Below are 25,571 nucleotides of genomic sequence, written 5' to 3'. Positions count from 1 at the left end.
ACATATTCTGGCCTCTCCGGTTCGAGCCCCGCCCGCCATGCTGCAAGCCTTTCAAAACCTGACCTGGCGCGAGGTGGTTTTCTCGCTGAAAAGTTTCGCGGCGGCGGTCCTGGCACTTTATATTTCGCTGCGGCTCAATTTCTCCCAGCCGATCTGGTCGGTCACCACCGTCTATATCGTGTCCCAGCCGCTCGCCGGCATGGTGCTGTCGAAATCGGTTTACCGGGTGCTCGGCACCGTGATCGGGGCCGTCGCCTCGCTGGTGTTCGTGGCGCTGTTCAACAACAGCCCGGAACTGTTCTGCCTCGCCCTGGCGCTCTGGATCGGGCTCGGCACCACGATCACCATCTATCTGCGCGATGCCCCGCAGGCCTATGTCGGCATGTTGTCGGGCTATTCGGCGGCGATCATCGGACTGCCCGCCGCGCTCGCCCCGGATACCGCCTTCGACTATGCGGTGTCGCGCTGTCTGGAAATCTCGATCGGCATCGGCTGCGCCACGTTGATGCATCACCTGATCCTGCCGCAGCGCGCCGGCGATGCGCTGCGCAGGGCGCTGAACGCGACCTTGCCGAGCATGGCGCGCTGGGCGCAGGACGCGCTGCAAGGCCAGCAGAACGAGATCACCGGCCTGCTCGACCGCCGCCGCATTCTCAACGCCGTGGTGTCGCTGGATTCGCTGCGGGTGTTCGCGACCTTCGACACGCCCGAGATCCGGGTGGTCGATCCGGCGATCCGCCAGCTCGAAGGCAAATTGCTGGCGCTACTGGCGATGCTGATGTCGGTGTACGACCGTTTCGCAGCACTCGTGCAGGAGCGCCCCGCCACCGCCGACGCGCTGCGGCCGCTGCTGGAGAAGGCGGCGGCGCACATGGCGCAATCGGCGGGGGCGAAAACCACAGCCGACGCGCAGGCGGAACGGTTCGATGAGACAGAACTTCACCGCGAGATCGACGCCCATCTGCCGGATATCGCCACGCTGCGCGCCGACACCCGTTCCTTCCTCGTGCGCAGCATGCTGCTGCGGCTCGGCGACGTGCTCGATCACTGGCGCGATGCGGTGTGGCTGCGCACCCATATCGTCAGCGGACGCCGCTTGCCCGGCAATCAGCCCGCGCCATCCTTTCGTCCCTACCGCGACCTGTCCGCAGCATTGCTCGGCGGCGCGATCGCGACATTCGCCGTCCTGTTCGCCAGCGCCTTCTGGATTTTCTCAGGCTGGCCGAACGGCCCGACCGCCGTCACCTTCGCCGCCATCATCTGCGCGATCATGGGCGGCCGCGACAACCCGGCCGCCGCATCGGCGGTGTTTCTCTGGATGAGCTTCGCCGGCATCGCCATCGCCGCGTTCTACCTGTTCGCGGTCTTGCCGCCGCTGTCCGGTTTCATCGCGCTGGCGGTGGCGCTGGCGCCGTTCTACCTTATCGCGGGCGCCTTTCTCGCGGTCCCGCAGGCGGTACGCTTCACCCTGCCGCTGATCCTGACCGCGGGCGGCCTGATGCCGATCGTCAACACCATGACCTACGACTTCGCCGCCTTCTTCAACAGTGCGCTCGGTTATGTCACCGGCATTGCCATCGGCGTCGCCTCGCTCGGGCTGCTCTGGCCGCTGCGGACCGACTGGGCGGTGCAGCGGCTGAAGCAGGGCATGTTTCGCGATCTCACCGCGATCAGCCGGAACGAACATGCCGACCGCGCCGCGTTCGAGAGCCGGATGTTCGATCGCAACAACGCCCTGTTCGCCCGGCTCGATCCGATGAAGGCGGACGAACGCGCAACGATCCAGGGCGGACTCGGCAGCCTTCGCCTCGGGCTGAACGTGATGGTGCTACACTCGCTGCAACATCACCTGCCGCTGTCCGCCGCGCGCGTCGTCGCCGCGGCATGCAGGGACATATCGGATTATTTCGCGGGCGCGGCGCGCAACCGCGCGGGCGGCGCGCCGTTGCCCTCGCTCGGCGCCGCCAGCGCCGAGCTTTTGAACTGCGACGGCGGCACGATGACGCTGCGGGCCGCCGAGGCGGTCTACAACATCGACATGCTGATGAAACGGCACGCGGTGTTTTTCGGCCAGCCGCCCCGGGATGAATCTCCACGGATGGAGACGGTGACCGCATGATCAAGGAAATCAACTTCGCGGGCGTGTTGCTGCCGCCCCTGATGGGATACGGCCTTGCGGCGGCATTGCTCTGGCTGGCCGCGCGCTTTGCGCTGTCGCGCACCGGCCTTTATCGTTTCATCTGGCATCCACCTTTGTTCAATACCGCCCTCTACGTCATTCTGCTCAGCATCGTTGTCGTCGCAACGCTCTAACCGGAAACCGATTCAACTGGAAATGTTGGGATGTCCGAACGCCTGCCGATCCTGCGTCTTTCCGTGACCCTGCTCACCCTCGCCGCCGCGGCGGTCGCGGGCTGGTTCCTGTGGCGCACTTACGAAGACAGCCCCTGGACGCGCGACGCGCGGGTGCGCGCCAATGTGGTGCAGGTGACGCCGGACGTCTCCGGCGTCGTGATCGACGTCCGCGTCACCGACAACCAGAGCGTCAAGGTGGGCGACGTGCTGTTTGTGATCGATCAGGCGCGGTTCCAGCTCGCGCTCTCGAACGCCGAGGCCGCCCTCGCCGGAGCCGTGAGCCTGCGCGACCAGCGGCAGCAGGAATATGAGCGGCGGCAAAGGCTTTCCTCCGCCTCGATCTCGGATGAGGCGCTGGCGCAGGCTCACAGCGCCGCCCTCTCCGCGCAGGCCGCCTACGATCAGGCGCAGGCCGCTCTCAACATCGCCAAACTCAATCTCGCCCGCACCCAGGTGCGCGCGCCGGTCAACGGCCACGTCACCAATCTGCTGCTCGACAAGGGCGATTACGCCACGGCAGGAAAGGCGATGGTCGCCGTGGTCGACAGCGATTCCTATTACGTCGCCGGCTATTTCGAGGAAACCAAACTGCGCTCGATCCATATCGGCGACAACGTCTCGATCCGGCTTCTCGGCTTCAGCCCCGAATTGCGCGGCCATGTCGCAAGCATCGCGCGCGCGATCACCGACCGCGACAACGCGCCGGGCAGCGAACTGATCGCCAACGTCAATCCAACATTCAACTGGGTGCGGCTCGCGCAGCGCATTCCGGTGCGCATCGCGATCGATCGCGTGCCCGACGGCGTCACGCTGAGCGCGGGCATGACGGCGACCGTGGTGGTGACGGGGCCGAGTGAGACGAAGCGCTCATCGTCCAGGACGCCGTAAGCGATTTGCTCACGACGCCGCGCTTTTCCCATGACAAGCACAGCGCGTTGAGAGCGGTTTTGCGCTCACTCCATATCGCTTAGCATAAACACGCGGGAATCCTGATGTCGCGTGTTTCTGGGAAGGCAGGGTTTCGAATTTACCGTAGCCCAGATATCAACCTGGTCGGTGCCAGGATGCATGGCGAGATCTTGCGATAGATTGCGGGTGCGGATTTCCGAGCGCTGCAAATTGATATTTCTGAGCCACCGGAACTCCTCGGAAAAATCCCTCACTACTTTGGGGTAAGTATCGTCGCCGACCGCCGCGGGTTGATCCGTGGCGCGGGCAAGCACCGTGACATAGTTGAAGCGATCCTCGCCGGGTTCGATGAACTCGACATCGATCGGCTCCAGTGAGCAAAGGCGCATCGCATATTCGAGGAACCCGACGGAGACGTACCAGAAGACATTGTAGTGGGGTTGCAGTCGTCCCCGGTCGTTGAACTCCATGAAGCATCCGGGCTTGAAGATTGCGATTGTCGCGATCTCCATGATCCCGTTCGGCTTGAGCAAGGCCCGCGCCGACGCGATCGCATCAAGCGGCGATGACACATGATAGAGGACGCCGGACAGGTTGATGAAGTCGAAGCCCTCCGGATATTTGCCGGCCAGCAGATGCACTTCTTCCGCCCTGAAAATCTCCTGGAACTCCATCTCGGCGCCGTGGAGATTTTGCAGGAAGCGCAATTTTTCATAAAAGCCGTAGGCGAGATTGTCCGTCGCGACGACTTTGCGTGCGCCGTTCTTCTTGCAGAGTATAGGGAGAAGCCCCTCGGCACTTCCGATGTCGAGACAATCCATTCCTGAAAAATCGACGCGTCTTTGCACGATCCTGGGCGGGAATGGCAGCTCGTCGGAATAGACACCCTGGATCACATCGCCAGCAGACATCTCGACCGTATAGTACCACCACGCAGCCTTCATCTGTGCGAGCGCGTCTTGGCTTTGCCCTCGTTCGTCCATCGCCAAATGTCTTCCCCTCACATGCAGGCGTCTTCCCGCGCGCCTTTTCCCTGGAGCACATCCGAATACCGAATTCATGGAGACGCGAGCACGTCGGCCTCTGAGCGAAACGACCGTGCCCCCCTGCCGCAATCCTTCGCACTTGCCGCGCCACCATAGCATCATACGGATACGCTCCTCACAAGCACCGGGCCGCGCATATGCGCGCCGAACGCTATCTGCGTGAGTGCACCAACTGCTGCTTCCGGTCTGAACAGGATGAAGGAATGAGGTGGTGCCGCAAGAGGGACTCGAACCCCCGACCCCGTCATTACGAATGACGTGCTCTACCAACTGAGCTATTGCGGCGAACCCTGATCGCTGACCGGAATCCGGCGCGAACAGGCGCGTGTTTATCGGTCGCAGCCCGGTTTTGCAAGATTTCCGGGCCGGTTTCAGCCGCCAAGTCAGCTCCCAAGCCGCGACACGAATCCCTGCCAGCCGCCGGGCTGACGGTCTTGAGCGGCATCCGGGTCGTCAGAAAAATCGTCCTCGGGAACACCCGGATCGTCGGGCGCGCGCACCAGCGGAATAATCGCGGGCGGCGCGGGGCTGCGGGCCTCGCCTGCCGGGCGCGCCCGGAATACCGGCGGAGCCACATTGTCCGGCTGGACCGGAACGGGGGCTGTTTCCACGGAAGTCTTTTCGACAACGGGTTCTGGCTCGGCGGGGACGGCTTTCGATTCGATCGCAACCGGAGCGGGCTGAGGCAGCGTTTCCGGAAGATCGAGGGGTTCCGCCGCGGCCGCCACATGATCGGAGGTCAGGGCCGCCACCGGCGTGACCCACTGAAACGCATCGAGCCGCCCGGAGACCGGCGACACCGGCCGCCAGCGATCCGACACATAGCCGTCCGCCGTCCACGCCGGATCGGGCGCGGCGCGCACCGCGCGCGCCGTCCATTCGCGGGCGCGGCCCTCGTCATGATTTCCGGCACGCTCCAATTCCGCCATCAACAGCGCCACGCGCTGCGTCGGCGCGGCCAGCAGCGGCGCGAGCGCGGCGCGGGCGCGGTCGAATTCGCTCGCCTCGATGGCGGCGCGCGCCACCGCCAGGAGACTCTCGCGATCCTCCGGCATCTTCCGCGCGAGAAGCTCGACGCGCGCGAGGCGTTCGCGCGCGGAATCGCCGAGCCGGACATGCGCGTAGGCATCGGCAAGATCGGGATGCGGATTTGCGTTCCACGCCACCTCGATGGCGCGCATGGCACGCCGAACCTGATTGTCCTCGCTGTAGAACTTCGCGGCCAGCACGGCGGCGGGCACCAGTTGCGGCGCGAACCTGACCGCCTCCATCGCGCTCTTGCGCGACAAATCGCGATCGCGTTCCTCCAGCTCGAGCGCGCGCGCCGTCAGCAGCACGCCCCGCTGGCGGCGATACGGCGCGTTCTCGATCAGGCCCGCCGAGTAATTGCTGTCGAGCAGAGCAAGCGCGCCGTCCCAATCGCTTTGCGCGCAGCGGAAACCGAGCACCGCATGCGAGGCCCAGGGCGAGCCCGGCGCGATCTTCAGGGCCTCCTCCGCCATCGCGACCGCCGTGTGAAGATCGTCGTTGCGTTGCGCCTCGATGAAAAGACCGCGCAGGCCGAGAAGCCGCATGTCCTTCCGTTCGGCCATGGCATGGAACGCGTGCTGCGCGCCGGGGCGGTCGCCCTCCAGTTGCGCGGTCTGGGCCTGCAACAGCAACGTCATCGGATCGTGCTCCGCCAGCCGCTTCGCCGTTCCCGCATGCCGCCGCGCGAGCGATGAATCGCCGGTGCCGACGGCGATCAGGCCATGCGTGATGGCGTGACGCACCTTGGCCTCGCGCTTCTCGTGCCGGTAGCGGCGCAACCGCGCGGGCGTCTTCCAGAACGCGCGGACGATCGTCCATACCAGGATCGCCGCGACGACAAGGATGAGGACGAGGAGCGCCAGAACCGGGAGCGAGGTCTCGGCCCGCCAGCCGTTCCACGACAGCACGACGCCGCCGCTCTGATCGGCGACCCATGCCGCGCCCAGCGCCGCCACCGTCAGCAGGATCAGGAAGGAGAAGATGCGAACCATGCGGATTCCGATCGCAACGCTACATCAGTGGGACGACGACGGCAGCGCCGCCGTTGCGGCCTGATTGAAAGCACGCGACGCCGCAAGTGCTGCCGCGCGCGCATGAACCTTGTCGATCCAGCCTTGCAGCGCGCTGCGATCATGCTCCGGCAATTGCGCGACGGTCTTCTCCGCCTCCCGCAGATCGCCGCGTTCCGCCGCCGTTTTCGCGCGCGACAGCAACGCCGTGCGATCCGAGCCCGCGTCGTCGATCCGCGTCACGCGCACGAGATGCGTGGCGCTGTTGCGCAACCGGTCGAGCCATCCGCTCGCCGCAGGCGCATTCTCACGCTTGGCCTCAAGGCGCGGCAATTGCGACAGCAGTTCGCGGCTCAGGGCGTCGGCGCCCGGCACGCCGGTCGCGGCAAAAGCCTCAAGCGGCTTCAGCGTATCGGCCGCGCCCTCGCCAAACCGCGCGGCGGTGGCCAGCGCGGTCGCATAGGGAAGACCCTGCTGCACGGCCTGATCGAGCGCGGACGCGGCCAGCGCGCGGCGCATCGCGGTATCGTCCGGCGGCGGAGCAACCGGCTTTGCGGCTTCCGTGCTCACAACCTGCTGTTCGAGCTTCGACAGACGGCCCTCGATGCCGGACATATCCGGCGCGGGCGCGGCCTTTCCGGCAGACGTTGCCGATGCGGCGGCCTTTTCCAGAGTTACGATTTTGGCGGACGCATCCTGCACTTGTTCGCGCAGCGCCGTCACGTCCTTGCGGATCGCGGCGAGCGAGCCATCGAGCGCATCGAGGCGTTTCATCAACGCGCCGACATCGGCAGACGCGGCCGGCTTGTCCTCGAGGCGGGTGACGCGCGTATTCAGCTCTTCGATGGTCGACGTCTGCGCGGGAGGAATGTCCGGATCGGAATTGTTCGGCGACAGCACATTCCACAAGCCGCTCACCAGCAGCGCCACCACGGCGGCGCTGAACGCGGCGGCCAGAATGATCCGCGACGGCACGATGGTCGCCGGAGGCGCCGCCTCTCCCGGCTCGGACTTGTCTTTCGATGAACGCGCGCCGCCGAAGCGGGCGCGCCAGCCGGTGCGCGGCTTGTCCGCCTGGATTTTCTCCTCAGCGCCGGGCGTGGTGTCGGTCACATCGGAAGGATCGAGATCGATGGTCGGCGCCGCGCGCTTGCGGGCGGCGGCCTCGTCGGTCTCGCGCTGGTCGTCGTCTGTAGCCATGGTCCGCCCGGTTTCCCTATCCTTTACCAGATTTGGTCGCGCGCCGCTTCACCGGAATCGCCCGATAAAGCGTCTCGAAGATTGCATTTTCGTCAGGTGACGCCGCGGCCAGCACCCGCGACGCGCCGGCTTCGCGCAACACCGCGGCCACCGCATCCGAAATACAGCATTGCGGCAACGCCAGCGCGGAAATCTCCAGCCCCGCCGCTTTCACCGCGCCGACAAACGATTGCGCGCTGCGCCGCGAGTAATGCAGCACGGCCTCGACGTCGCCCGCGGCCAGGGCCGCTTCCACGGCTTCCGAAAAATGTAACAGCGGTGTCATCCGATAGGTCGTCAGCATGGTGACGTTATACCCGCGCGTGCCCAGATCCGTTCCCAGATCGCGGCTGAGATCGGCGCCCGCGAGATAACAGATCCGGCCGGAGCCATGCAGCCGCCCCCCGACCAGTTCGCAGAGCGCCACGGCATCGCCGGACGCGCTTTCGACATTGCCAAAACCGAAGGTGCGGGCGGCTTCCGCGGTCGCATCGCCGACGGCAAATACTTTCGTATCGCGCAACCGCTCCAGCAGCGGCTGCCCGACGATGCCGCGCAAGGCATTCGCGCTGGTGACGACGACCGCATTATAATGTGCATTCGGCTCGTCGCGGATGGCGATCGGCTCGAACCGCAGCGCGGGCGACAGCAAAACGCCGTATCCGGCCTCGCGCAGGGCCGCCGCGGTCGCCTCGTTGTCCGGAAAAGGCCGCATCACCAGTATCGCCATTCATGCCTCAATTCGCGGAACTCCCTTTTACCGGACGCCCGCTAATGCTACCCGAGAACCAAGCAGAACGCCGCTTTGGCGGCAAACGCAAGTGCCCGGCCGATCCATCCGGCGACATGGCTTCCACTTGACTTCCACTTGGCTTGAAGGCTGATCTTGGCGCAAGACCCCGCAATGCTGGTTTTGGGAATAGAGACGACCTGCGATGAAACCGCGGCCGCCGTGATCGAGCGCCATGCGGACGGTTCGGGCCGGATTCTCTCCAATATCGTGCGCTCCCAGATCGCCGAGCATGCGCCGTTCGGCGGCGTGGTGCCGGAAATCGCCGCGCGCGCCCATGTCGAAATGCTCGACGTGCTGGTTGAAAAGGCCATGACGGAAGCCGGTGTCGAATTTTCGCAACTCGATGGCGTGGCCGCCGCGGCAGGGCCGGGGTTGATCGGTGGCGTCATCGTCGGCCTCACCACGGCCAAGGCTATCGCGCTTGTGCACGACACGCCATTGATCGCGGTCAATCATCTCGAAGCGCATGCGCTGACGCCGCGCCTCACGGTGCCGCTGGCGTTTCCCTACTGCCTGTTCCTCGCCTCCGGCGGACACACCCAGATCGTCGCCGTGCTCGGCGTCGGCGATTATGTCCGGCTCGGCACCACGGTCGATGATGCGATGGGCGAGGCGTTCGACAAGGTCGCGAAAATGCTCGACCTGCCCTATCCCGGCGGCCCGCAGGTGGAGCGCGCCGCCCGCAACGGCGACCCGGAGCGATTTTCGTTTCCGCGCCCGATGCTCGGACGGAAAGATGCGAACTTCTCGCTGTCGGGTCTCAAGACCGCCGTGCGCAACGAGGCTTCCCGGCTCGATCCGCTGGAGCCGCAGGACATCGCCGATCTGTGCGCGGGATTTCAGGCCGCCGTGCTCGAATCCACCGCCGACCGGATTCGCTCCGGCCTGCGCTTGTTTCGCGAGCAGTTCGGCACCCCGCGCGCGCTGGTCGCGGCGGGCGGCGTCGCCGCCAATGTCGCGATCCGTAACGCCTTGCAGGAAATCGCCGCCAACGACCAGATCACCATGATCGTGCCGCCGCCGCAGCTTTGCACCGACAACGGCGCGATGATCGCATGGGCGGGCGCGGAGCGGCTCGCGCTCGGCCTCACCGACGCCATGGCGGCCCCGCCGCGCGCGCGCTGGAAACTCGACGAGACCGCGGAGACGCCGACAAAATTCATCAATACCCGCGCGCGGCATTGACGAGCGCCCTCAAAGATTCCTCAATCGCACTCCACATAACGCCAAAGCAGTTTCATGGTATCCTTCAACACCATTTCGGTCATCGGCGCTGGCGCATGGGGCACGGCGCTGGCCAACGCCTGCGCGCGCGCGGGCCGCGCGGTGACGCTGTTTGGCCGCGATGCCGCAGCACTCGATGCGATGAAAACAGGCGGCGAAAATCCGCGCCTGCCCGGCATCAGGCTCGATCACACCATTCGGATCACCGACAGCCTTTCAAACGCCGCGAAGGCCGACGTCATTCTGCTGGTCACGCCCTCGCAAAGCCTGCGCGCGGCGATGACGGCGCTCGCGCCGCATGTCGCGGAAGGCACGCCCGCCGTGATCTGCGCCAAGGGCATCGAGCGCGGCACCCACAAATTCATGACCGAAATCGCAGCGGACGTGTTGCCGCAAGCACGGCCCGCGATGCTGTCGGGCCCGAGCTTTGCCAGCGACGTCGCGCGCGGCCTGCCGACCGCGGTGACGCTCGCCGCGGCGGAGGAATCGCTCGCCGTCGCGCTGACGCACGCGCTCGGCTCGTCATCGTTGCGGCCCTATCACACCACCGATGTGCGCGGCGTCGAGATCGGCGGCGCGGTGAAGAACGTGCTGGCGATCGCGGCCGGCATCGCCGCCGGAAAACAGCTCGGCGCGTCGGCGCTGGCCGCGCTGACCACGCGCAGCTTCGCCGAGCTGATGCGCTTCGGCCTCGCCTGCGGCGCGCGCAGCGAGACGATTTCGGGCCTCTCCGGCCTCGGCGATCTGATCCTGACATGCTCGAGTCAACAATCGCGCAACTTCGCCTTCGGCATGGCGCTCGGGCGCGGCGAAACATTTTCTCCCGGCATCCTGAGCGAGGGGCAATTCACCGCGCCGGTGCTGATCGAGATCGCGCGCGACAAGAAAATCGAAATGCCGGTGGCGCAAGCAGTCGCGCATGTGCTCGGCGGTGCGATCACGATCAACGAGGCGATCGAGATGCTGCTGACCCGCCCCTTCAAGGCGGAAGGATAAGCCATCCCGATGGCTGCCATCGCTTTTGCCAATAAATTCGACAGGACGTGATCGATGAACTACTGGCTCGTCAAATCCGAACCCTCGACCTGGTCGTGGGATCAGCAGGCCGCCAAGGGCAACAAGGGCGAAGCCTGGACAGGCGTGCGCAACCACTCCGCCAAACTCAACATGATGAAGATGAAGAAGGGCGACCTCGCCTTCTTTTATCATTCCAACGAGGGCAAGGAGATCGTCGGCATCGTCGAGATCGTGCGCGAGCATTATCCCGACCCGACCGATCAATCCGGCAAATTCGTCTGTGTCGACATCGCCGCGAAAAAGCCGCTGAAGAAGCCGGTGACGCTGGTCGCGGTGAAAGCCGAGGCCAAGCTCGCCGACATGGAGCTGTTGCGGTTGTCACGTTTGTCAGTGCAGGCCGTGACTCCCCAACAATGGGCGATCGTATGCAAAATGGGCGGCGTCTGACGCCCGCAATCACGCCATTCCCCCGGATGTTTCCTGGTCTGCGGCGTTTCGTCCAGCTTCGCACTTGAGCGACTGAGCGATTTTAATCGTGTCTCGACAAAAGTCCTAAATCTTCCAACTTGTCCCCCTCCCCCCGGGGGGCGCATAATCCCGCTCAATAAAATTAACCGCCCGCGTTCATGGGCGATCCGGGAGAAGACAATGTCCGAGACCATCCATCCAGTCACGCCAGAATGGGCCAAGCGCGCCTATATCGATGAGGCAAAGTACAACGAGATGTACGCGCGCTCGATCAAGGACCCGAACGGGTTCTGGAGCGAGGCGGCCAAGCGGGTCGACTGGATCAAGCCGTTCACCAAGGTGGAGAACACCTCGTTCGAACTCGGCAAGGTCTCGATCAAATGGTTCGAGGACGGCGTTCTCAACGCCGCCTACAACTGCATCGATCGCCATCTTGAGAAGCGCGGCGACCAGACCGCGATCATCTGGGAAGGCGACGATCCGTCCGAATCGCGCCACATCACCTATCGCGAACTGCACGACGAAGTCTGCAAGATGGCCAACATCCTGCGGCTGCGCAACGTCAAGAAGGGCGACCGCGTCACCATCTATCTGCCGATGATCCCGGAGGCCGCGTATGCGATCCTCGCCTGCGCGCGCATCGGCGCGATCCATTCGGTGGTGTTCGGCGGCTTCTCGCCCGATTCCATCGCCGGCCGCCTGCGCGACTGCAAGTCGCGCGTCGTCATCACCTCCGACGAGGGCCTGCGCGGCGGCCGCACCATCGCGATGAAGGCCAATGTCGATGCCGCGATCGAGAAGGTCAACGGCGAGGTCGATTGGGTCGTTGTCGTCAAGCGCACCGGCGGCAAGGTCAACATGGATCCGAAGCGCGACGTCTGGTACCACGAGGCCGCCGCCGTGGTCGAAAGCGAATGCCCGTGCGAGCCGATGAATGCGGAAGATCCGCTGTTCATCCTCTACACCTCGGGCTCGACCGGACAGCCGAAGGGCGTGCTGCACACCACCGCCGGCTATCTGATCTTCGTGTCGATGACGCACCAATACGTCTTCGACTATCACGACGGCGACATCTACTGGTGCACCGCCGACGTCGGCTGGGTCACCGGCCACAGCTACATTCTGTACGGGCCGCTCGCCAACGGCGCGACCACGATGATGTTCGAGGGCGTGCCGAACTATCCGGACAACTCCCGGTTCTGGAACGTCATCGACAAGCACAAGGTCAACATCTTCTACACCGCGCCGACCGCGATCCGCGCGCTGATGCAGGCGGGCGACGCCCCGGTGAAGAAGACCTCGCGCGCCTCGCTGCGACTGCTCGGCTCCGTGGGCGAGCCGATCAACCCGGAAGCGTGGGAATGGTACTACCGCGTGGTCGGCGATTCCCGCTGTCCGGTGGTCGATACCTGGTGGCAGACCGAGACCGGCGGCATCATGATCTCGCCGCTGCCGGGCGCGATCGCGCAGAAGCCGGGCTCCGCGACCCGGCCGTTCTTCGGCGTCGTGCCGCAGATCGTCGATGCCGACGGCAAGGTGCTGGACGGCGAATGCAGCGGCAACCTCTGCATCGCCAAATCATGGCCGGGACAGGTTCGCACCGTCTATGGCGACCACGAGCGCTTCGAGAAGACCTACTTCTCCGCCTACAAGGGCAAGTACTTCTCCGGCGACGGCTGCCGCCGCGACGCCGATGGCTATTACTGGATCACCGGCCGCGTCGATGACGTCATCAACGTCTCCGGCCACCGCATGGGCACGGCGGAAGTCGAAAGCTCGCTGGTGGCGCATGAAAGCGTGTCGGAAGCCGCCGTGGTCGGCTACCCGCACGACATCAAGGGCCAGGGCATCTACGCTTATGTCACGCTGATGGCGGGCGTGGAGCCGAGCGAGGCGCTGCGCAAGGAGCTGGTGGCTTGGGTGCGCAAGGACATCGGCCCGATCGCATCGCCGGACCTGATCCAGTTCGCGCCGGGCCTGCCGAAAACCCGCTCCGGCAAGATCATGCGCCGCATCCTGCGCAAGATCGCGGAAGACGAGCCCGGCAGCCTCGGCGACACCACGACGCTCGCCGATCCGGGCGTCGTCACCGACCTCGTCAACAACCGGCAGAACAAGAAGGCCGCCCACGCCTGATCCTATCGGGGTGAACGCGCGAAAGCCTCTCCTTCGGGGGAGGCTTTTTTCTTGACCGGGTCAACACCCATCACGGCATTGTTAGGCTCCCGCAAGGCTTTCCCGGCGGTTTGCCCGCGACTGTTGTTTTGCGGACATTTACACCGCCGCCGATTTTTCCTTTATGGCGGCGAGCCGCACGGCACGGATGGAAACGGTTTTCTCACCTGTGCGGCGCAGGCTGTGCGCGGCCCCGAAAACAAACCTTGAGACACAGGTTTTGGGACGCCGCGCCGCCTGAATGGATTTTGCGGAGACTGATCGCCATGCGCCCGTTCGCCTCATTCGTCGCAGCCACCCTTGCCGCCGGTTCGCTTGTTCTCGCCGCCGGCGCTGCCCCGGCCTTCGCGCATCCCGACATGGTACGCGCGCCGGCGGGCTATTCGCCCGGCACCATCGTGGTGAAGACCAGCGAGCGCCGCCTCTATCTCATTCTCGATGAGCAACACGCGATCCGCTATCCGGTCGGCGTCGGCAAGCGCGGCAAGGAATGGGCGGGTGCAACGCGCATCAGCGGCAAGTACCGCAACCCCGCATGGTCGCCGCCCGATGACGTGAAGCGCGATCATCCGAACATTCCCGACGTGATCGAGGGCGGCTCGCCGCGCAACCCGATGGGCGTCGCGGCGATGACGCTCGCGGGCGGGCAATACGCCATCCACGGCACCAACGTGCCGAAGTCGGTCGGCGGCTACGTCTCCTATGGCTGCGTGCGGATGTACAACCCCGACATCACCGACCTGTTCGAGCGCGTCTCGGTCGGCACACCGGTCGTGGTCACGTCGCGCTGACCACGAACGGCGTCCTTAAAGGGCACAGCCCGCCGAAGGCGGGCGGCTGGCCACAAATCTAGAATTTCGAGTCGTTCGCCCAGTTTTCCCGGCGCCCGATCTGAATCGGATCGTCACGCACGACGCGGGAAAGCTGCTTGTGGCGGCGGCGCGAAAGATACAACAGCAAACCGGTGACAACAAAAAGCGGCATCATCAATGCCGCGAGCATGAAAAGCAGTTTTCCAGGCCAGCCGAGAATACTGCCGCGATGGATGTCCAGCACGCGCGCAAGGATTCGATCGCCGAATCCTTTCTCGGCGTAAAGTTCCGAAGAAACGATTTTTGCCGTGGCGGCATTGACCCTGAACTCGTCTCGCTCGCCGCTGCTGCCATCGTATGGCCAGGACCTGATGCGCACGATTTTACTAGACCCGGTCGGCAGGGTCATTTGAGCAATGGCAAATCCCTGGGTTTGCTTCTCAAGAAACGCCGCCCATACGCGATCCAGATCTGACGAAGAAATAACGAACTTGCCTCCTGACTTTTCAGGCGGCTCCGGGCTCCGCACCGCCTTGGCCGTGGTGCTGGAAGATGGATGGGACAGGAGCCAGACCGCTCCCTGTCTGTACCAGTCGAACGAATACCAAAGTCCCGTCAGCGCTATTACGAGGTAGATCAGGAGCACCCATGTGCCAAAGACGGCGTGGAGCGATCGGTGGAGACCGCGGCCGCGCAAGGCAAAGCCCGGCTTAAGCCAGGCCCCAATGCTGCGTGCCCGGCGAGGCCAGCGCAGAACAAGGCCCGAAAGCAACATCAGGATCAGGCCAATTGCGCCAATGCCGGTAATCGGCCTGCCATAACCCTTGGCATCACCCGGTATGAGCAGCCAACGGTGCAGCTTGCGCACCGTGATGAAAAAGCCTTCTCCAACGGGAGTCCCGATGACTCTTGCATCGTATGGATCGACATAGACCGAAGAAGGGCGGACCCGGCGCTCATCGGGAGCGAACCGAATGCGTACCGCCGAGGTCGTGTTGCCGGTTATCGTCAACGACGATATTTTATTGGCGCCGAAGGTCTGCTGCACCCGTGCGATCAATTCACCCGGCATCAATTTTGGCTCGGCGCGGGCTTCGACACGCGTCATCCCGGCATTCAAGGCCGCCTGAATTTCATCCTCGAAGCTCATCGTTGCGCCCGTCAAGGCGACCAGAGCCAGCAGCAGAGAAAGTGCCAGGCCGGCAATGGAATGAACTTCCAGCAGAACAGCTTTGGTTGAGGATTTTGACATGAAATCCCTATGGGACCGTGGCCGCCATGGTTGCAAAACGGCTATTTTTGCAAGCTGGCACCTAGAACTTTACGGTCGCGGAAAGCGAGAAGCGCCTTGCGTCTCCCATCGCCACGTTCAGGGAGTTGACGGCGGATGGGTAATAGACGGTGTTAAACATGTTCTTGATGTTGAACTGGTAGACGACAGGCGTGTGATCGTACTTCGTCTCGTAAGTGGCAAAAGCGTCCGCCACTGTGTACGCCGGAAGAACAAAGGTGTTGGCGTTATCTCCGGGGCGATCCCCCACGTAACGGGCGCCGCCGCCGATACGCAGCCGCCCCGGCAGCATCGTTCCGAAATCATAAACCAGAAAGAGCGAGGCCGTGTTCATGGCCACGTTCTGCAACCGGTTCCCGATGAAGACCGGATCCTGAGTCACGACTGCATCGGTGTAACCGTAACTTCCAATCATGCTCCAGTTGTCGGTCAGCCTGCCCGTGACATCGATTTCCGCTCCTCGGGACCGGACCTTGCCCGCGGTCCGGTATTCGTTGAGCCCCGTCGATGAATTGAATTGCGAAACCAGCACGTTCCTTTTGTCGATGTCGTACCAGGCTATCGTGCCTGACAGGCGCTTGTTGAAATCGAATTTCATGCCTGCTTCCCATTGAGTGCCCTCCTCGGGAGCGACGTTGGAATCGATAACAAAGCCGCCAGTGAGTGGCGCGATCGTCGATGTGGGTTGAAGCGATTGAGTATAGCTTGCATAGAGCGATACTTGATCGTTGAGCTTCAGGATCGCCCCGCCGAGCGGAAGAATTTTACTTCCGCTTAAATCGGTGTTGGTGACGAAGGGACGGCCCTTCCCCGCCAACTGGTCGTATTCCATCCAGCGCAAGCCTCCCACCAAATAGAACCAGTTGGTCAGATGCAGCGTGTCCTGGAGGAAGATCGACCGCGTGGATAATTTATCGGTTTGATCGCTGTCGGATGGAGACACGGTGGTGCCGGGCTGAATCAGGCCATAAACCGGATTGTAGAAATTGAAGTTGGGCGCTGCCTGCCGGATGAGGTCCGCTCTGTAGATCGTTCGGTCTTGCGCATCGAAGCCAAGCATCACCTCGTTAAGGATATCGCCCGTCCAGACGCGGCCGTTGAGGTAACTGGTCCCGTAATTGATATAGCTAAGCGCGCCATGCGTGCCGTCATTGCTGCGCTTTTCGATGCCGGTATTGACATCGACCGAAGTGGCGCGAAGCTGATTGGCGTCGTAGCTCTCGGCGTTATAGGTGTAGGCTGCCGTAATCTTCCAATCTTCATTGAATTTATGTTCGAGCGACGTTTGAACGAGATCGGAGCGGCCCCAGAACTTATTGAAGGGCTCGTCCAGCCGCCGCGTCGCGGGAATCGGCAGCGGTGAGCCGTTGACAAATGCAGTGCCCCGGTTGAACGGGTAGCTGAATTCACGATGCTCATAGTTCAATTTGATCGTGGTGTTCTCGCCGTACCATGCGAGCGACGGAGCCACCAGCATTTCGCGGTTACGGCCGAAATTGCGCCAGTAATCCTCGTCCATTCCATAGCCTATAAAACGATAGGCCAGCCCGTTGTCGCCAATCGGGCCCGTGATGTCGAAGATTCCGTTCGCGCCGTTCTTTCCGCCCCCGAACGTGGACCCCAGCAAGGTAACCGATCCATGCTGGTACAACTCAGGCTGTTTACTGATCGTATTGACGATGCCGCCTGGAGATTGAATGCCGTAAAGCAGCGATGCCGGTCCCTTCAGGACTTCCACGCTTTCGACACTCGGACCAAGGCTGCGGCCTTGCACCAGCGGCATCCCGTTACGCATGATCGATCCGTCGCGGTTATCGCCAAAGCCACGGCGGATAATGGCGTCTTGGGTGCCCGCGAGCGTATTCGTTTGGGTGATGCCGGATATGTTTCCGAGCGCATCATCAAGATAACGCGGCAGCTGATCCTTCAGAACTTGCTCCGGGACGACATTTACCGACTGAGCCGTATCGAGTGGCGCCGCGCCTGTGCGTAACGTCGTGGCGCTTGGCATCGCCCGATATCCCAGCTTTGCCTCGTTCAATTTCACTGCCGCCGCCGCTGCACGTTCGGAGGCCGTGGGTGGCACGGGGCTTGGGTTACGATTCTGCCGGCGAGCCGCTTGCACACGATTGGGCGACGGTCTTGGTTTGACTCTTTTGGAGTTCGGCTTTGGAGCGTCGATGGTCAAAGCCGGGAGTTCCTGGCGTTCCTGTGCGTAAGCGCCATGCGGAAGAATCGAGAAACTTGCAAAAAGAACCGCCGCGCTGGCGAGCAGGCATCTCTTGTTTCCATTCAACGAGAAGCAGGAGACATCTTTGAGTCGAAGATTGAAATTGCGCGTCACGGAAAACATTCCAGGTGGTGGAAGCAAGCTGCGCGGCAACAGATACAACGCTTGATGCGCTATAAAAATGGAATGCCTCTAAGGAAAACGCGGCGCGCGAAAAGGTCGAATTCAAGCGGCTTTCTTTTCGATCGGATTGAAGCTGGCGTTCGATCTTCCGTTTCCCGATGATCGTCCGAAGCGCCGTTGCTGCGGCAAGCCGCGTGCGGCAGCGACATCTTCCATGGCTGCGTGGATATACAATCCCGTCATCACCGGCCCGTTCGCGCGCGTCTCGGTCGGCACGCGGCCGTGGTCACATCGCGATAGAGAGCGCCCGGCGCTTTCGCGGGCAGGCCCGATGAAGCGGTTTGATTGCGATCAATGACAATTTTGCCGAGATAACACTAAATGCATGGGTCTCGGTTCTACTGAGTCGCAAGATTTAGTAGCTAAGAGGGAAGCCGGTGAACCCGCGACAGCGGCAAATCCGGCGCTGCCCCCGCAACTGTCAGCAGCGAGTCGATTCCAACCACGTCACTGATGCGATCATCGCTTCGGGAAGACTGGAATCGACGCCGACCTGCAAGCCAGGAGACCTGCCGCGACACCAGAACGTCCACGGGCGGGGAGTCCGGCGGTCGCGTGTTCGTCTGCGGTTTCTCTCCGCATTGTTCATGCGCGCCTTTCGGCATCCGCCTTCCGCATCAGGAGGTGCCGATGTCTCTCTCTGTTTCGCATGATCAAGCCGAAGCGCACCTACCCCCGCTCGCTTTGCCGTCTCTCGTCATCAGGCGCGACGGCGCGTCCTCGCCTTTCGACCTCAACCGGATTCGCTCCGCGATCGCGCGCGCCGGACAGGCGACGGGCGCATTGGGCGATGACGAGTCGGATCGTCTCACGCACGAGGCCGCGCGCACCATCGGCACACGCTTCGCAAACAGCACGCCGGGGATCGAGGACATCCAGGACATTGTCGAAGGTGTGCTGATCGCGGCGGGCCATGCCGCGACTGCGCGCGCTTACATCGTCTATCGCGAGAAGCGCGGACAGGCGCGGGCCGACCGCAAGACCATGGTCGATGTCGCGTCCTCCATCAACGAATATCTCGACCGCAGCGACTGGCGCGTCAACGCCAACGCCAATCAGGGCTATTCGCTCGGCGGGCTGATCCTCAATCTCTCAGGCAAGGTGGTCGCGAACTACTGGCTGTCGCATGTCTATCCGCCGGAGATCGGGGAGGCGCATCGCGAGGGCGATATTCATATCCACGATCTCGACATGCTGGCTGGCTATTGCGCCGGCTGGTCGCTGCGCACGCTGTTAACCGAAGGCCTCAACGGCGTGCCGGGGAAAGTGGAAGCAGGACCGCCGAAGCATCTGTCCAGCGCTGTCGGGCAGATCGTGAATTTTCTCGGAACCCTGCAAAACGAATGGGCGGGCGCGCAGGCGTTCAGTTCGTTCGACACCTACATGGCGCCGTTCATCCGCAAGGACCGGCTGGATTATGCCGAGGTGCTGCAATCGATTCAGGAGCTGATCTACAACCTCAACGTCCCCTCGCGCTGGGGCACGCAGACCCCTTTCACCAATCTCACCTTCGACTGGACCTGTCCCGAGGACCTGCGCGATCAGGTGCCGGTGATCGGCGGCGAGGAGATGGGCTTCACCTACGGCGATCTGCAATCCGAAATGGACATGATCAACCGCGCCTACATGGAGGTGATGACCAAAGGCGACGCCAAAGGCCGCGTCTTCACCTTCCCGATCCCGACCTACAACATCGCCGCCGATTTCCCGTGGGACAGCGAGAACGCCGGCCGCCTGTTCGAGATGACGGCGAAATACGGCCTGCCGTATTTCCAGAACTTCATCAATTCCGAACTCAAACCGAACATGATCCGCTCGATGTGCTGCCGTCTGCAACTCGATCTCACCGAGTTGTTGAAGCGCGGCAACGGCCTGTTCGGCAGCGCCGAGCAGACCGGCTCGATCGGCGTCGTCACGGTGAACTGCGCGCGGCTCGGCTACCTCTATCGCGGCGACGGGGAAGGTTTATTCCACCGCCTCGACGCGCTGCTGGAGATCGGCCGCAACAGCCTCGAGATCAAGCGCAAAGTTGTGCAGCGCTACATGGACGACGGGCTGTTTCCCTACAGCAAGCGCTATCTCGGCACGCTGCGCAATCACTTCGCCACGCTCGGCGTCAACGGCGTCAACGAGATGATCCGCAACTTCACCGCCGATTGCGAGAACATCACCACGCCATGGGGCCACGCCTTCGCGGTGCGCCTGCTCGACCATGTGCGCGCGCGCATCAGGGAATTTCAGGAGGCGACCGGCAACCTGTTCAATCTCGAAGCGACGCCCGCGGAAGGCACCACCTATCGCTTCGCAAAGGAAGACCGCAAACGCTATCCCGGCATCCTGCAAGCGGGCACGGACGAAAATCCCTACTACACCAATTCGAGCCAGCTTCCGGTCGGCTTCACCGACGATCCGTTTGAGGCGCTGGAGCGGCAGGACGAACTGCAATGCAAGTACACCGGCGGAACGGTGCTGCACCTTTATATGGGCTCTCGCCTGTCATCGGGGGCGGCGTGCAAGAAGCTGGTGCAGCGCGCGCTGACGCGTTTCCACCTGCCCTACATCACGGTGACGCCGACATTCTCGATCTGCCCGACCCACGGCTATCTCGAAGGCGAACACGCCTTCTGTCCGAAATGCGACGCCGAACGGCTCGCAACCAAGCGGCAGGCGGCCGCGCATTGAAAGGAGACAAGGATGAACCAGCACGTAACGATTGATGAAAGGATCGCGCTGCGCGACGACGAGCGCCAGCCCTGCGAGATCTGGACCCGCGTGATGGGCTATCACCGCCCGGTGTCCTCGTTCAATCTCGGCAAAAAAGGCGAGCACAATGAACGCCGGTTCTTCAGCGAAACGCGCGCCGCGCTCCGCTGAATTGCGTGTCGGCGGATTCGTCCGGCTGTCCACCTGCGACTGGCCGGGCGAACTCGTCGCGACGATTTTCAGCCAGGGCTGCCCGTGGGCGTGCAGTTATTGTCACAACCTGCATCTCATTCCACCGAACGCGGAAACGGATATCGCCTGGCAAGACGTGATGTCGTTCCTCGGCAGCCGCCGGGGCCTGCTCGATGGCGTGGTGTTTTCCGGCGGCGAGCCGACCTTGCAGGCAACATTGCCGGAGGCGATGCGCGCGGTGCGCGCGCTCGGCTTCCGCATCGGCCTGCACAGCGCGGGACCCTATCCCGAACGGCTGGCCAATGTGCTGCCGCTGATCGACTGGATCGGCTTCGACGTCAAGGCCGCGTTCGACGACTACGCGCGGATCACCGGCGTTCCCGGCAGCGGCGACAAGGCGCGGGAGAGTTTGCGTCACGTCCTCGCCAGCGGCGTGACTTGCGAAATTCGCACCACGGTCCACACGGCGCTCCTGAACCCTCAACAGCTTGCCGCACTTGCGTCGGATCTGGCCGCGGCCGGTGTCGTGCAGCACAAAATCCAGCCGTTCAGGCGTTTCTCGAATGATGACGTTGTGCGTTAGCCGCACCAGCCTGCCCGGCGGCCGCCATTGTAGGGACGGCCGTGCCCGGCGGCGATCAGCGCGGCTGACACATTCGGCGTCGCGCGCGTGGCCACGTCCGCGACCACGCGACCATTATACTTGTCGGGGCCGACATTGAAGATGGTGACGTCGCCTTCCTTGAGCATGGCGGCGAGCGCGTCGCGTGACGCCTGCGCCATGCGCGATTCATCGAGGCATCGCGCCTTCAGTTCCGGCGCATCGACGCCGCGCAGCCGCACGCGCGTGGTGATGTCGAGCCCCTGCCACAGATGGACCCGCGCCTCGAAGGTGTCGCCGTCGATCACGTACATGACCTGTGCGGATTGACGAACGCCCGCGTCGCCGCTGCGCGAGGCTTCCACCAGCCGGTCGCGTTCCACCCGCACCGGATCGGTCGCGGAGCTGCTGAACCTGCCATGCGGCAGCCACGCACCTGCGACCAGCCCCGCGCTGAACATCACCGCGAGCAGCGTCCCCGCCCACAGGCGGTCGCGGCGCTGCGCGGACCGGGTCGTCATGCGATTCGGCGCATCTAGGAACATATCCCTAGATACCGCCGCAATGCGCCGCTGGCAAGCGGGTGTGGATTTTTACGTAAAGGCCGCCGGAGACCCCACGCTTCAGAAATCCGAGGCTATCCCCTTGATTTCCCAATCGCCGTAGCGCGTGGGCTCAGGGCCTTTCGGGCCGTTGATCTCTTTCGGTCCGCTGGGATGATGGCCGGGATCATTTTCCTTGCTACTTGCCTTGGCCGCTTCCGCCCTGCGGGCCTCGGCTTCGGCGAGCGCGCGCTGGGCGGCGGCAGGCAGCGGACGGCACGGCGGCACCGCCTCGGTATCGTTCTTGTTCGGTTCATCGGCCATGTCAGCCTCCGTATCACTCAGTGCACAAACAGCGATGAAACCCGCCGCTTCCAAATCGTCCCGCGTCTTACTTAAGCCGCGTCACGATTCTTACATTTGGCATATTCGCATGTCATCCCTGCGTCCTCGTTGCGGCATGTCCGTCCTTTCCTGCTTTGGTTGTACAGTATTCCATGAAGCCTTCGCGATTCGTTCCGCCGACCGAGGTGCCCGGCCTCGCCGCGCGCCGCATAGCCGCCGACATCATCGACGGCGTTCTCCACAAGCGGCGTACGCTGGACGATCAGCTTGAAGGCCCCGCCGCGCATCCCGTTCTCAAGACCTTGTCGGATCGCGACCGCGCGCTGATGCGCCGTCTCGTCGCCACCGTGCTGCGCCGTCTCGGCACGCTCGGCCATCTGTTGTCGCGTTTGCTCGATCGCGGCATTCCGAGCGATGCGCCGCGCGCGCAGAGCGCCTTGCTGATCGGCGCCGCGCAAATCCTGTGGATGGACGTACCCGATCATGCCGCCGTCGATCTGTCGGTGCGTCTCGTGCAGGCCGACCGCCGCGCCGCGAAATATGCCGGTCTTGTCAACGCGGTGCTCCGACGCTGCGCGCGCGAGGGCCTGCCGCTGGTCGAGGAAGTCAGGGACGAGATGATCGACCTGCCGCCATGGCTGGTGGCGCGCTGGATCAAGGCCTATGGCGAGGACAATGCACGCGCGATGGCCCGCGCCATCGGCCACGAGCCGCCGCTCGATCTCACGGTGAAGGCCGATTCCGAAAGCTGGGCGACGCGGCTCCACGGCGAAACGCTGCCGACCGGCACCGTGCGCACGCAACTGCACGGACCGATCACGATGTTGCCCGGCTTCTCCGAGGGCGCGTGGTGGGTGCAGGATGCCGCCGCCGCGATCCCGGCCCGGCTGTTCGGCGACATCGCCGGCAAATCCGTCGCCGATCTGTGCGCTGCGCCGGGCGGCAAGACCGCGCAGCTCGCACAGGCGGGCGCGCATGTCATCGCGGTGGACCGCTCCGCCGGACGGCTGGCGCGGCTGAAGGACAATTTCGCGCGGCTGTCGCTCGAAGCCGATTGCGTGGCAACGGATGCGACCGAATGGGACGGCGGTCCGTTTGATGCGATCCTGCTCGATGCGCCCTGCATGGCGACCGGCACCATCCGCCGCCATCCCGATGTCGCCTGGCTGAAGAACGAGGCCGATATGGGCGCGCTCAACGCCCTGCAAAAACGCCTGCTGCAAAGAAGCGTGACGCTGCTGAAACCGGGCGGCACGCTGGTCTATTGCACCTGTTCGCTGGAACCCGAGGAAGGCGAACAGGCGATCACATCGCTGCTCGCCTCCGAACCGCAGATGAAGCGCATGCCCGTCGAACCCGGCGAACTGGCCGGGCTGGCGGAACTCATCACCGCCGAGGGCGATGTCCGCACGCTGCCCTGCCACCTGCCCCATGCCGACCCGAAGCTGTCGGGGCTGGACGGCTTTTACGCCGCGCGCCTGACCAAGGCCTGACCTGATTTCTCCTTTCCGCACAGACGCCTCCCGGCTTTTGTCCCCATGCGGACGTGCCTTGTCCGGAATTCCGGACTAAAAAGGACACACGGAGATTCCCTCCGGCACGGGGACGATGTCGGTTACCGGACAAAGACGCATATCGGCACTTCTGCTCGGACGAGTCGGGCGGAAGGTGCTGGCGCGCGCCAGCGGTACATCGGTAGCCTTAACGCGCATCCTGCCCGGCCGCTCCGACCGCCTGCTGATTGCTCCGCACGATCTGCGCACCACCGATGCCACCCGTGCCGCCGAAATCTATTCAGGCCGCTTCGTGTTCGCGGGGAAAATCGTCACCTGCCATGGCCGCTCGGTGTTCGAACTCGATCCGCCCTCCGAGGAGTGGGAAGTCGCGCTGCTCGGCTTTGGCTGGCTGCGCCATCTGCGCGCCGCCGATTCGGCGATCACCCGCGCCAACGCCCGCGCGCTGCTGGACGACTGGCTCGCGCATCCGCGCAAGAGCGCGGTGGCGAAGCGCGCCGATGTGGTGGGACGCCGCATCATCTCGCTGCTGTCGCAGGCGCCGTTGGTGCTGCACGACGCCGATGCGCGCTTCTACCGCCGCTTCCTGAAAAACCTCACCCGCGAAATCCGTTTCCTGCGCTACACCAAGGCCGACATTCCCGATGGCCTCGCGCGGCTACAGGTTCTGATCGCGCTTTGCTACGCCTCGCTCTGCCTTGCCAACCAGGCCAAGCACATCAAGGGCGCCACGAAAAAACTCTCCGACGAATTGCAGCGCCAGATCCTCCCCGATGGCGGCCATGTCTCGCGCAACCCGGAAGCACTGGTCGAACTGCTGCTCGATCTGCTGCCGCTGCGCCAGACCTTCGCCGCGCGCAACATCGCGCCGCCGCCCGCGCTCCTCAACGCCATCGACCGGATGATGCCGATGCTGCGTTTCTTCCGCCACGGCGACGGCTCGTTCGCGCTGTTCAACGGCATGAACGCCGCCGCCCCCGGCGTGCTCGCCACGCTGCTCGCCTATGACGACACCCACGGCACGCCGATGCCGCACATGCCGCACACCGGATTCCAGCGGCTCGACGCGGGCACGCTCACCATCATCGCCGACACCGGCCCGCCGCCGCCGCCGTCTCTCAGCCGCGACGCCCATGCGGGATGCCTGTCGTTCGAGATGTCGAGCGGGGTCAACCGCATCGTCGTCAATTGCGGCATACCCTCGACCGGACGCGACAACTGGCGCAGCTTCGCGCGGTCCACGGCGGCGCATTCGACGCTGACCTATGCCGAAACATCGTCCTGCCAGTTCGTCGAACGCACGGCGATGAAACGGATGCTGCAAGGCTCGCCGATCGTCGCGGGGCCTGAGACCGTCGAATCCTATCGCGAAATCACCTCGGAAGGCACCGTGCTGACGATGTCGCACGACGGCTACCGCAAGCAGTTCGGCTTCATCCATCGTCGCGTCCTGACTATCGCCGCCGACGGCAGCCGCATCGACGGCGAGGACGAATTGGCGAAGGACCCCGGCTCGGCGTTTCGCGGCAGCATGGACGACTACGCCATCCGCTTTCACCTGCATCCCTCCATCAAGGTCAACCGCCTGAGCGACGGACGCGGCGCGATGCTGATGCTGCCCAACCGCGATGTCTGGACCTTCGAGGCTCCGCACCAGAAAATCGACCTCGAGGACAGCGTGTTTCTGGCCGGATCGGACGGCCCGCGACGGACCACCCAGATCGTGATCCGCCAGCATGCGCGGCAGGTGGCCACCGTGAACTGGAGTTTCGCCAAATCCGCCAGTGCGGCGGCCGCCAATGCCAGGCGCGACCCGCGCCGCGAGCCGGAATTACCGCTGTAGCGTTCTCGCTCCCCGTCATTCCCGCGAAAGCGGGAATCCAAGGTTTTGCC

19 protein-coding genes, 1 tRNA gene, 1 pseudogene and 1 riboswitch are annotated in these 25,571 nt (G+C 63.8%); of the genes and pseudogenes, 12 read left to right on the top strand and 9 right to left on the bottom strand.

Translation table 11 applies throughout. The annotated features are described in order from the left end of the window. Positions 1-37 precede the first annotated feature (37 nt). The 3 genes from AFIC_RS01280 to AFIC_RS01270 are packed head-to-tail and all read left to right on the top strand — an operon-like array spanning position 38 to position 3,243. Positions 38-2,119, top strand: a complete 2,082-nt coding sequence (locus AFIC_RS01280; protein ID WP_275247393.1) for an FUSC family protein — start codon at positions 38-40, stop codon at positions 2,117-2,119. Then, positions 2,116-2,313 (top strand): DUF1656 domain-containing protein, encoded by a 198-nt coding sequence (locus AFIC_RS01275; protein ID WP_275247392.1) that lies wholly within the window; start codon positions 2,116-2,118, stop codon positions 2,311-2,313. The genes AFIC_RS01280 and AFIC_RS01275 overlap by 4 nt, the downstream gene beginning before the upstream one ends. A gap of 30 nt (positions 2,314-2,343) precedes the next feature. Further along, on the top strand, positions 2,344-3,243 hold the full coding sequence (locus tag AFIC_RS01270) for an efflux RND transporter periplasmic adaptor subunit (protein ID WP_275247391.1): 900 nt from the start codon (positions 2,344-2,346) through the stop codon (positions 3,241-3,243). A gap of 65 nt (positions 3,244-3,308) precedes the next feature. Here the strand turns inward: AFIC_RS01270 and AFIC_RS01265 are convergent, their stop codons facing one another. From AFIC_RS01265 to AFIC_RS01245, 5 genes are all read right to left on the bottom strand, one after another. Further along, positions 3,309-4,247 (bottom strand): class I SAM-dependent methyltransferase, encoded by a 939-nt coding sequence (locus AFIC_RS01265; protein ID WP_275248603.1) that lies wholly within the window; start codon positions 4,245-4,247, stop codon positions 3,309-3,311. Positions 4,248-4,519: 272 nt separating this feature from the next. Next, a tRNA-Thr gene (locus tag AFIC_RS01260) sits at positions 4,520-4,595 on the bottom strand. A 98-nt stretch (positions 4,596-4,693) separates the two neighbouring features. After that, positions 4,694-6,331 carry a heme biosynthesis protein HemY gene (locus tag AFIC_RS01255; protein ID WP_275247390.1) on the bottom strand — a complete coding sequence of 546 codons (1,638 nt, stop codon included), beginning with the start codon at positions 6,329-6,331 and terminating at the stop codon, positions 4,694-4,696. A 24-nt stretch (positions 6,332-6,355) separates the two neighbouring features. After that, positions 6,356-7,549 (bottom strand): COG4223 family protein, encoded by a 1,194-nt coding sequence (locus AFIC_RS01250; RefSeq protein WP_275247389.1) that lies wholly within the window; start codon positions 7,547-7,549, stop codon positions 6,356-6,358. 16 nt (positions 7,550-7,565) lie between these two features. After that, the gene (locus AFIC_RS01245; RefSeq protein ID WP_275247388.1) at positions 7,566-8,318 is read right to left on the bottom strand and encodes a uroporphyrinogen-III synthase; all 753 of its coding nucleotides are present in this window, start codon (positions 8,316-8,318) and stop codon (positions 7,566-7,568) included. 174 nt (positions 8,319-8,492) lie between these two features. Between AFIC_RS01245 and tsaD the strand changes: the two genes are divergently transcribed. From tsaD to AFIC_RS01220, 5 genes are all read left to right on the top strand, one after another. Continuing rightward, positions 8,493-9,566 (top strand): tRNA (adenosine(37)-N6)-threonylcarbamoyltransferase complex transferase subunit TsaD, encoded by a 1,074-nt coding sequence (gene tsaD, locus AFIC_RS01240; RefSeq protein ID WP_275247387.1) that lies wholly within the window; start codon positions 8,493-8,495, stop codon positions 9,564-9,566. A 54-nt stretch (positions 9,567-9,620) separates the two neighbouring features. Further along, complete coding sequence (locus AFIC_RS01235; protein ID WP_275247386.1) at positions 9,621-10,601, top strand: NAD(P)H-dependent glycerol-3-phosphate dehydrogenase; 981 nt, start codon at positions 9,621-9,623, stop codon at positions 10,599-10,601. Between the two features lie 54 nt (positions 10,602-10,655). Continuing rightward, positions 10,656-11,069 carry an EVE domain-containing protein gene (locus tag AFIC_RS01230; protein ID WP_275247385.1) on the top strand — a complete coding sequence of 138 codons (414 nt, stop codon included), beginning with the start codon at positions 10,656-10,658 and terminating at the stop codon, positions 11,067-11,069. A 201-nt stretch (positions 11,070-11,270) separates the two neighbouring features. Beyond that, positions 11,271-13,226, top strand: coding sequence for an acetate--CoA ligase (acs, locus tag AFIC_RS01225; protein ID WP_275247384.1), 1,956 nt, complete (start codon positions 11,271-11,273; stop codon positions 13,224-13,226). A 305-nt stretch (positions 13,227-13,531) separates the two neighbouring features. Further along, the gene (locus tag AFIC_RS01220; protein ID WP_275247383.1) at positions 13,532-14,056 is read left to right on the top strand and encodes a L,D-transpeptidase; all 525 of its coding nucleotides are present in this window, start codon (positions 13,532-13,534) and stop codon (positions 14,054-14,056) included. A gap of 58 nt (positions 14,057-14,114) precedes the next feature. Here the strand turns inward: AFIC_RS01220 and AFIC_RS01215 are convergent, their stop codons facing one another. Together AFIC_RS01215 and AFIC_RS01210 are read right to left on the bottom strand one after the other, a co-directional pair. Continuing rightward, positions 14,115-15,329 carry a PepSY-associated TM helix domain-containing protein gene (locus tag AFIC_RS01215; protein ID WP_275247382.1) on the bottom strand — a complete coding sequence of 405 codons (1,215 nt, stop codon included), beginning with the start codon at positions 15,327-15,329 and terminating at the stop codon, positions 14,115-14,117. Between the two features lie 61 nt (positions 15,330-15,390). Continuing rightward, the gene (locus AFIC_RS01210; protein ID WP_420833375.1) at positions 15,391-17,643 is read right to left on the bottom strand and encodes a TonB-dependent siderophore receptor; all 2,253 of its coding nucleotides are present in this window, start codon (positions 17,641-17,643) and stop codon (positions 15,391-15,393) included. A gap of 454 nt (positions 17,644-18,097) precedes the next feature. Continuing rightward, positions 18,098-18,312, top strand: a riboswitch (cobalamin riboswitch). A gap of 99 nt (positions 18,313-18,411) precedes the next feature. On the opposite strand from AFIC_RS01210, the pseudogene AFIC_RS01205 reads away from it, so the two are divergent. Together AFIC_RS01205 and AFIC_RS01195 are read left to right on the top strand one after the other, a co-directional pair. After that, a pseudogene (locus AFIC_RS01205) lies at positions 18,412-20,655 on the top strand (ribonucleoside triphosphate reductase). Beyond that, positions 20,612-21,259, top strand: coding sequence for an anaerobic ribonucleoside-triphosphate reductase activating protein (locus AFIC_RS01195; protein ID WP_275247379.1), 648 nt, complete (start codon positions 20,612-20,614; stop codon positions 21,257-21,259). Before AFIC_RS01205 ends, AFIC_RS01195 begins: the two are co-directional and overlap by 44 nt. Here the strand turns inward: AFIC_RS01195 and AFIC_RS01190 are convergent. Then, the gene (locus AFIC_RS01190) at positions 21,256-21,822 is read right to left on the bottom strand and encodes a thermonuclease family protein (protein ID WP_275247378.1); all 567 of its coding nucleotides are present in this window, start codon (positions 21,820-21,822) and stop codon (positions 21,256-21,258) included. The two genes, AFIC_RS01195 and AFIC_RS01190, sit on opposite strands and share 4 nt — an antisense overlap. Positions 21,823-21,900: 78 nt before the next feature. Further along, complete coding sequence (locus AFIC_RS01185; protein ID WP_275247377.1) at positions 21,901-22,143, bottom strand: DUF1674 domain-containing protein; 243 nt, start codon at positions 22,141-22,143, stop codon at positions 21,901-21,903. 173 nt (positions 22,144-22,316) lie between these two features. Between AFIC_RS01185 and AFIC_RS01180 the strand changes: the two genes are divergently transcribed. Both AFIC_RS01180 and AFIC_RS01175 read left to right on the top strand, forming a co-directional pair. Next, the gene (locus AFIC_RS01180; protein WP_275247376.1) at positions 22,317-23,657 is read left to right on the top strand and encodes an RsmB/NOP family class I SAM-dependent RNA methyltransferase; all 1,341 of its coding nucleotides are present in this window, start codon (positions 22,317-22,319) and stop codon (positions 23,655-23,657) included. 115 nt (positions 23,658-23,772) lie between these two features. Continuing rightward, positions 23,773-25,521 (top strand): heparinase II/III family protein, encoded by a 1,749-nt coding sequence (locus tag AFIC_RS01175; protein ID WP_275247375.1) that lies wholly within the window; start codon positions 23,773-23,775, stop codon positions 25,519-25,521. The last annotated feature ends 50 nt before the right edge of the window (positions 25,522-25,571 follow it).

This window comes from [Pseudomonas] carboxydohydrogena, assembly GCF_029030725.1.
GTDB lineage: Bacteria > Pseudomonadota > Alphaproteobacteria > Rhizobiales > Xanthobacteraceae > Afipia > Afipia carboxydohydrogena.
This window is presented reverse-complemented; position numbering and strand designations above follow the sequence as displayed.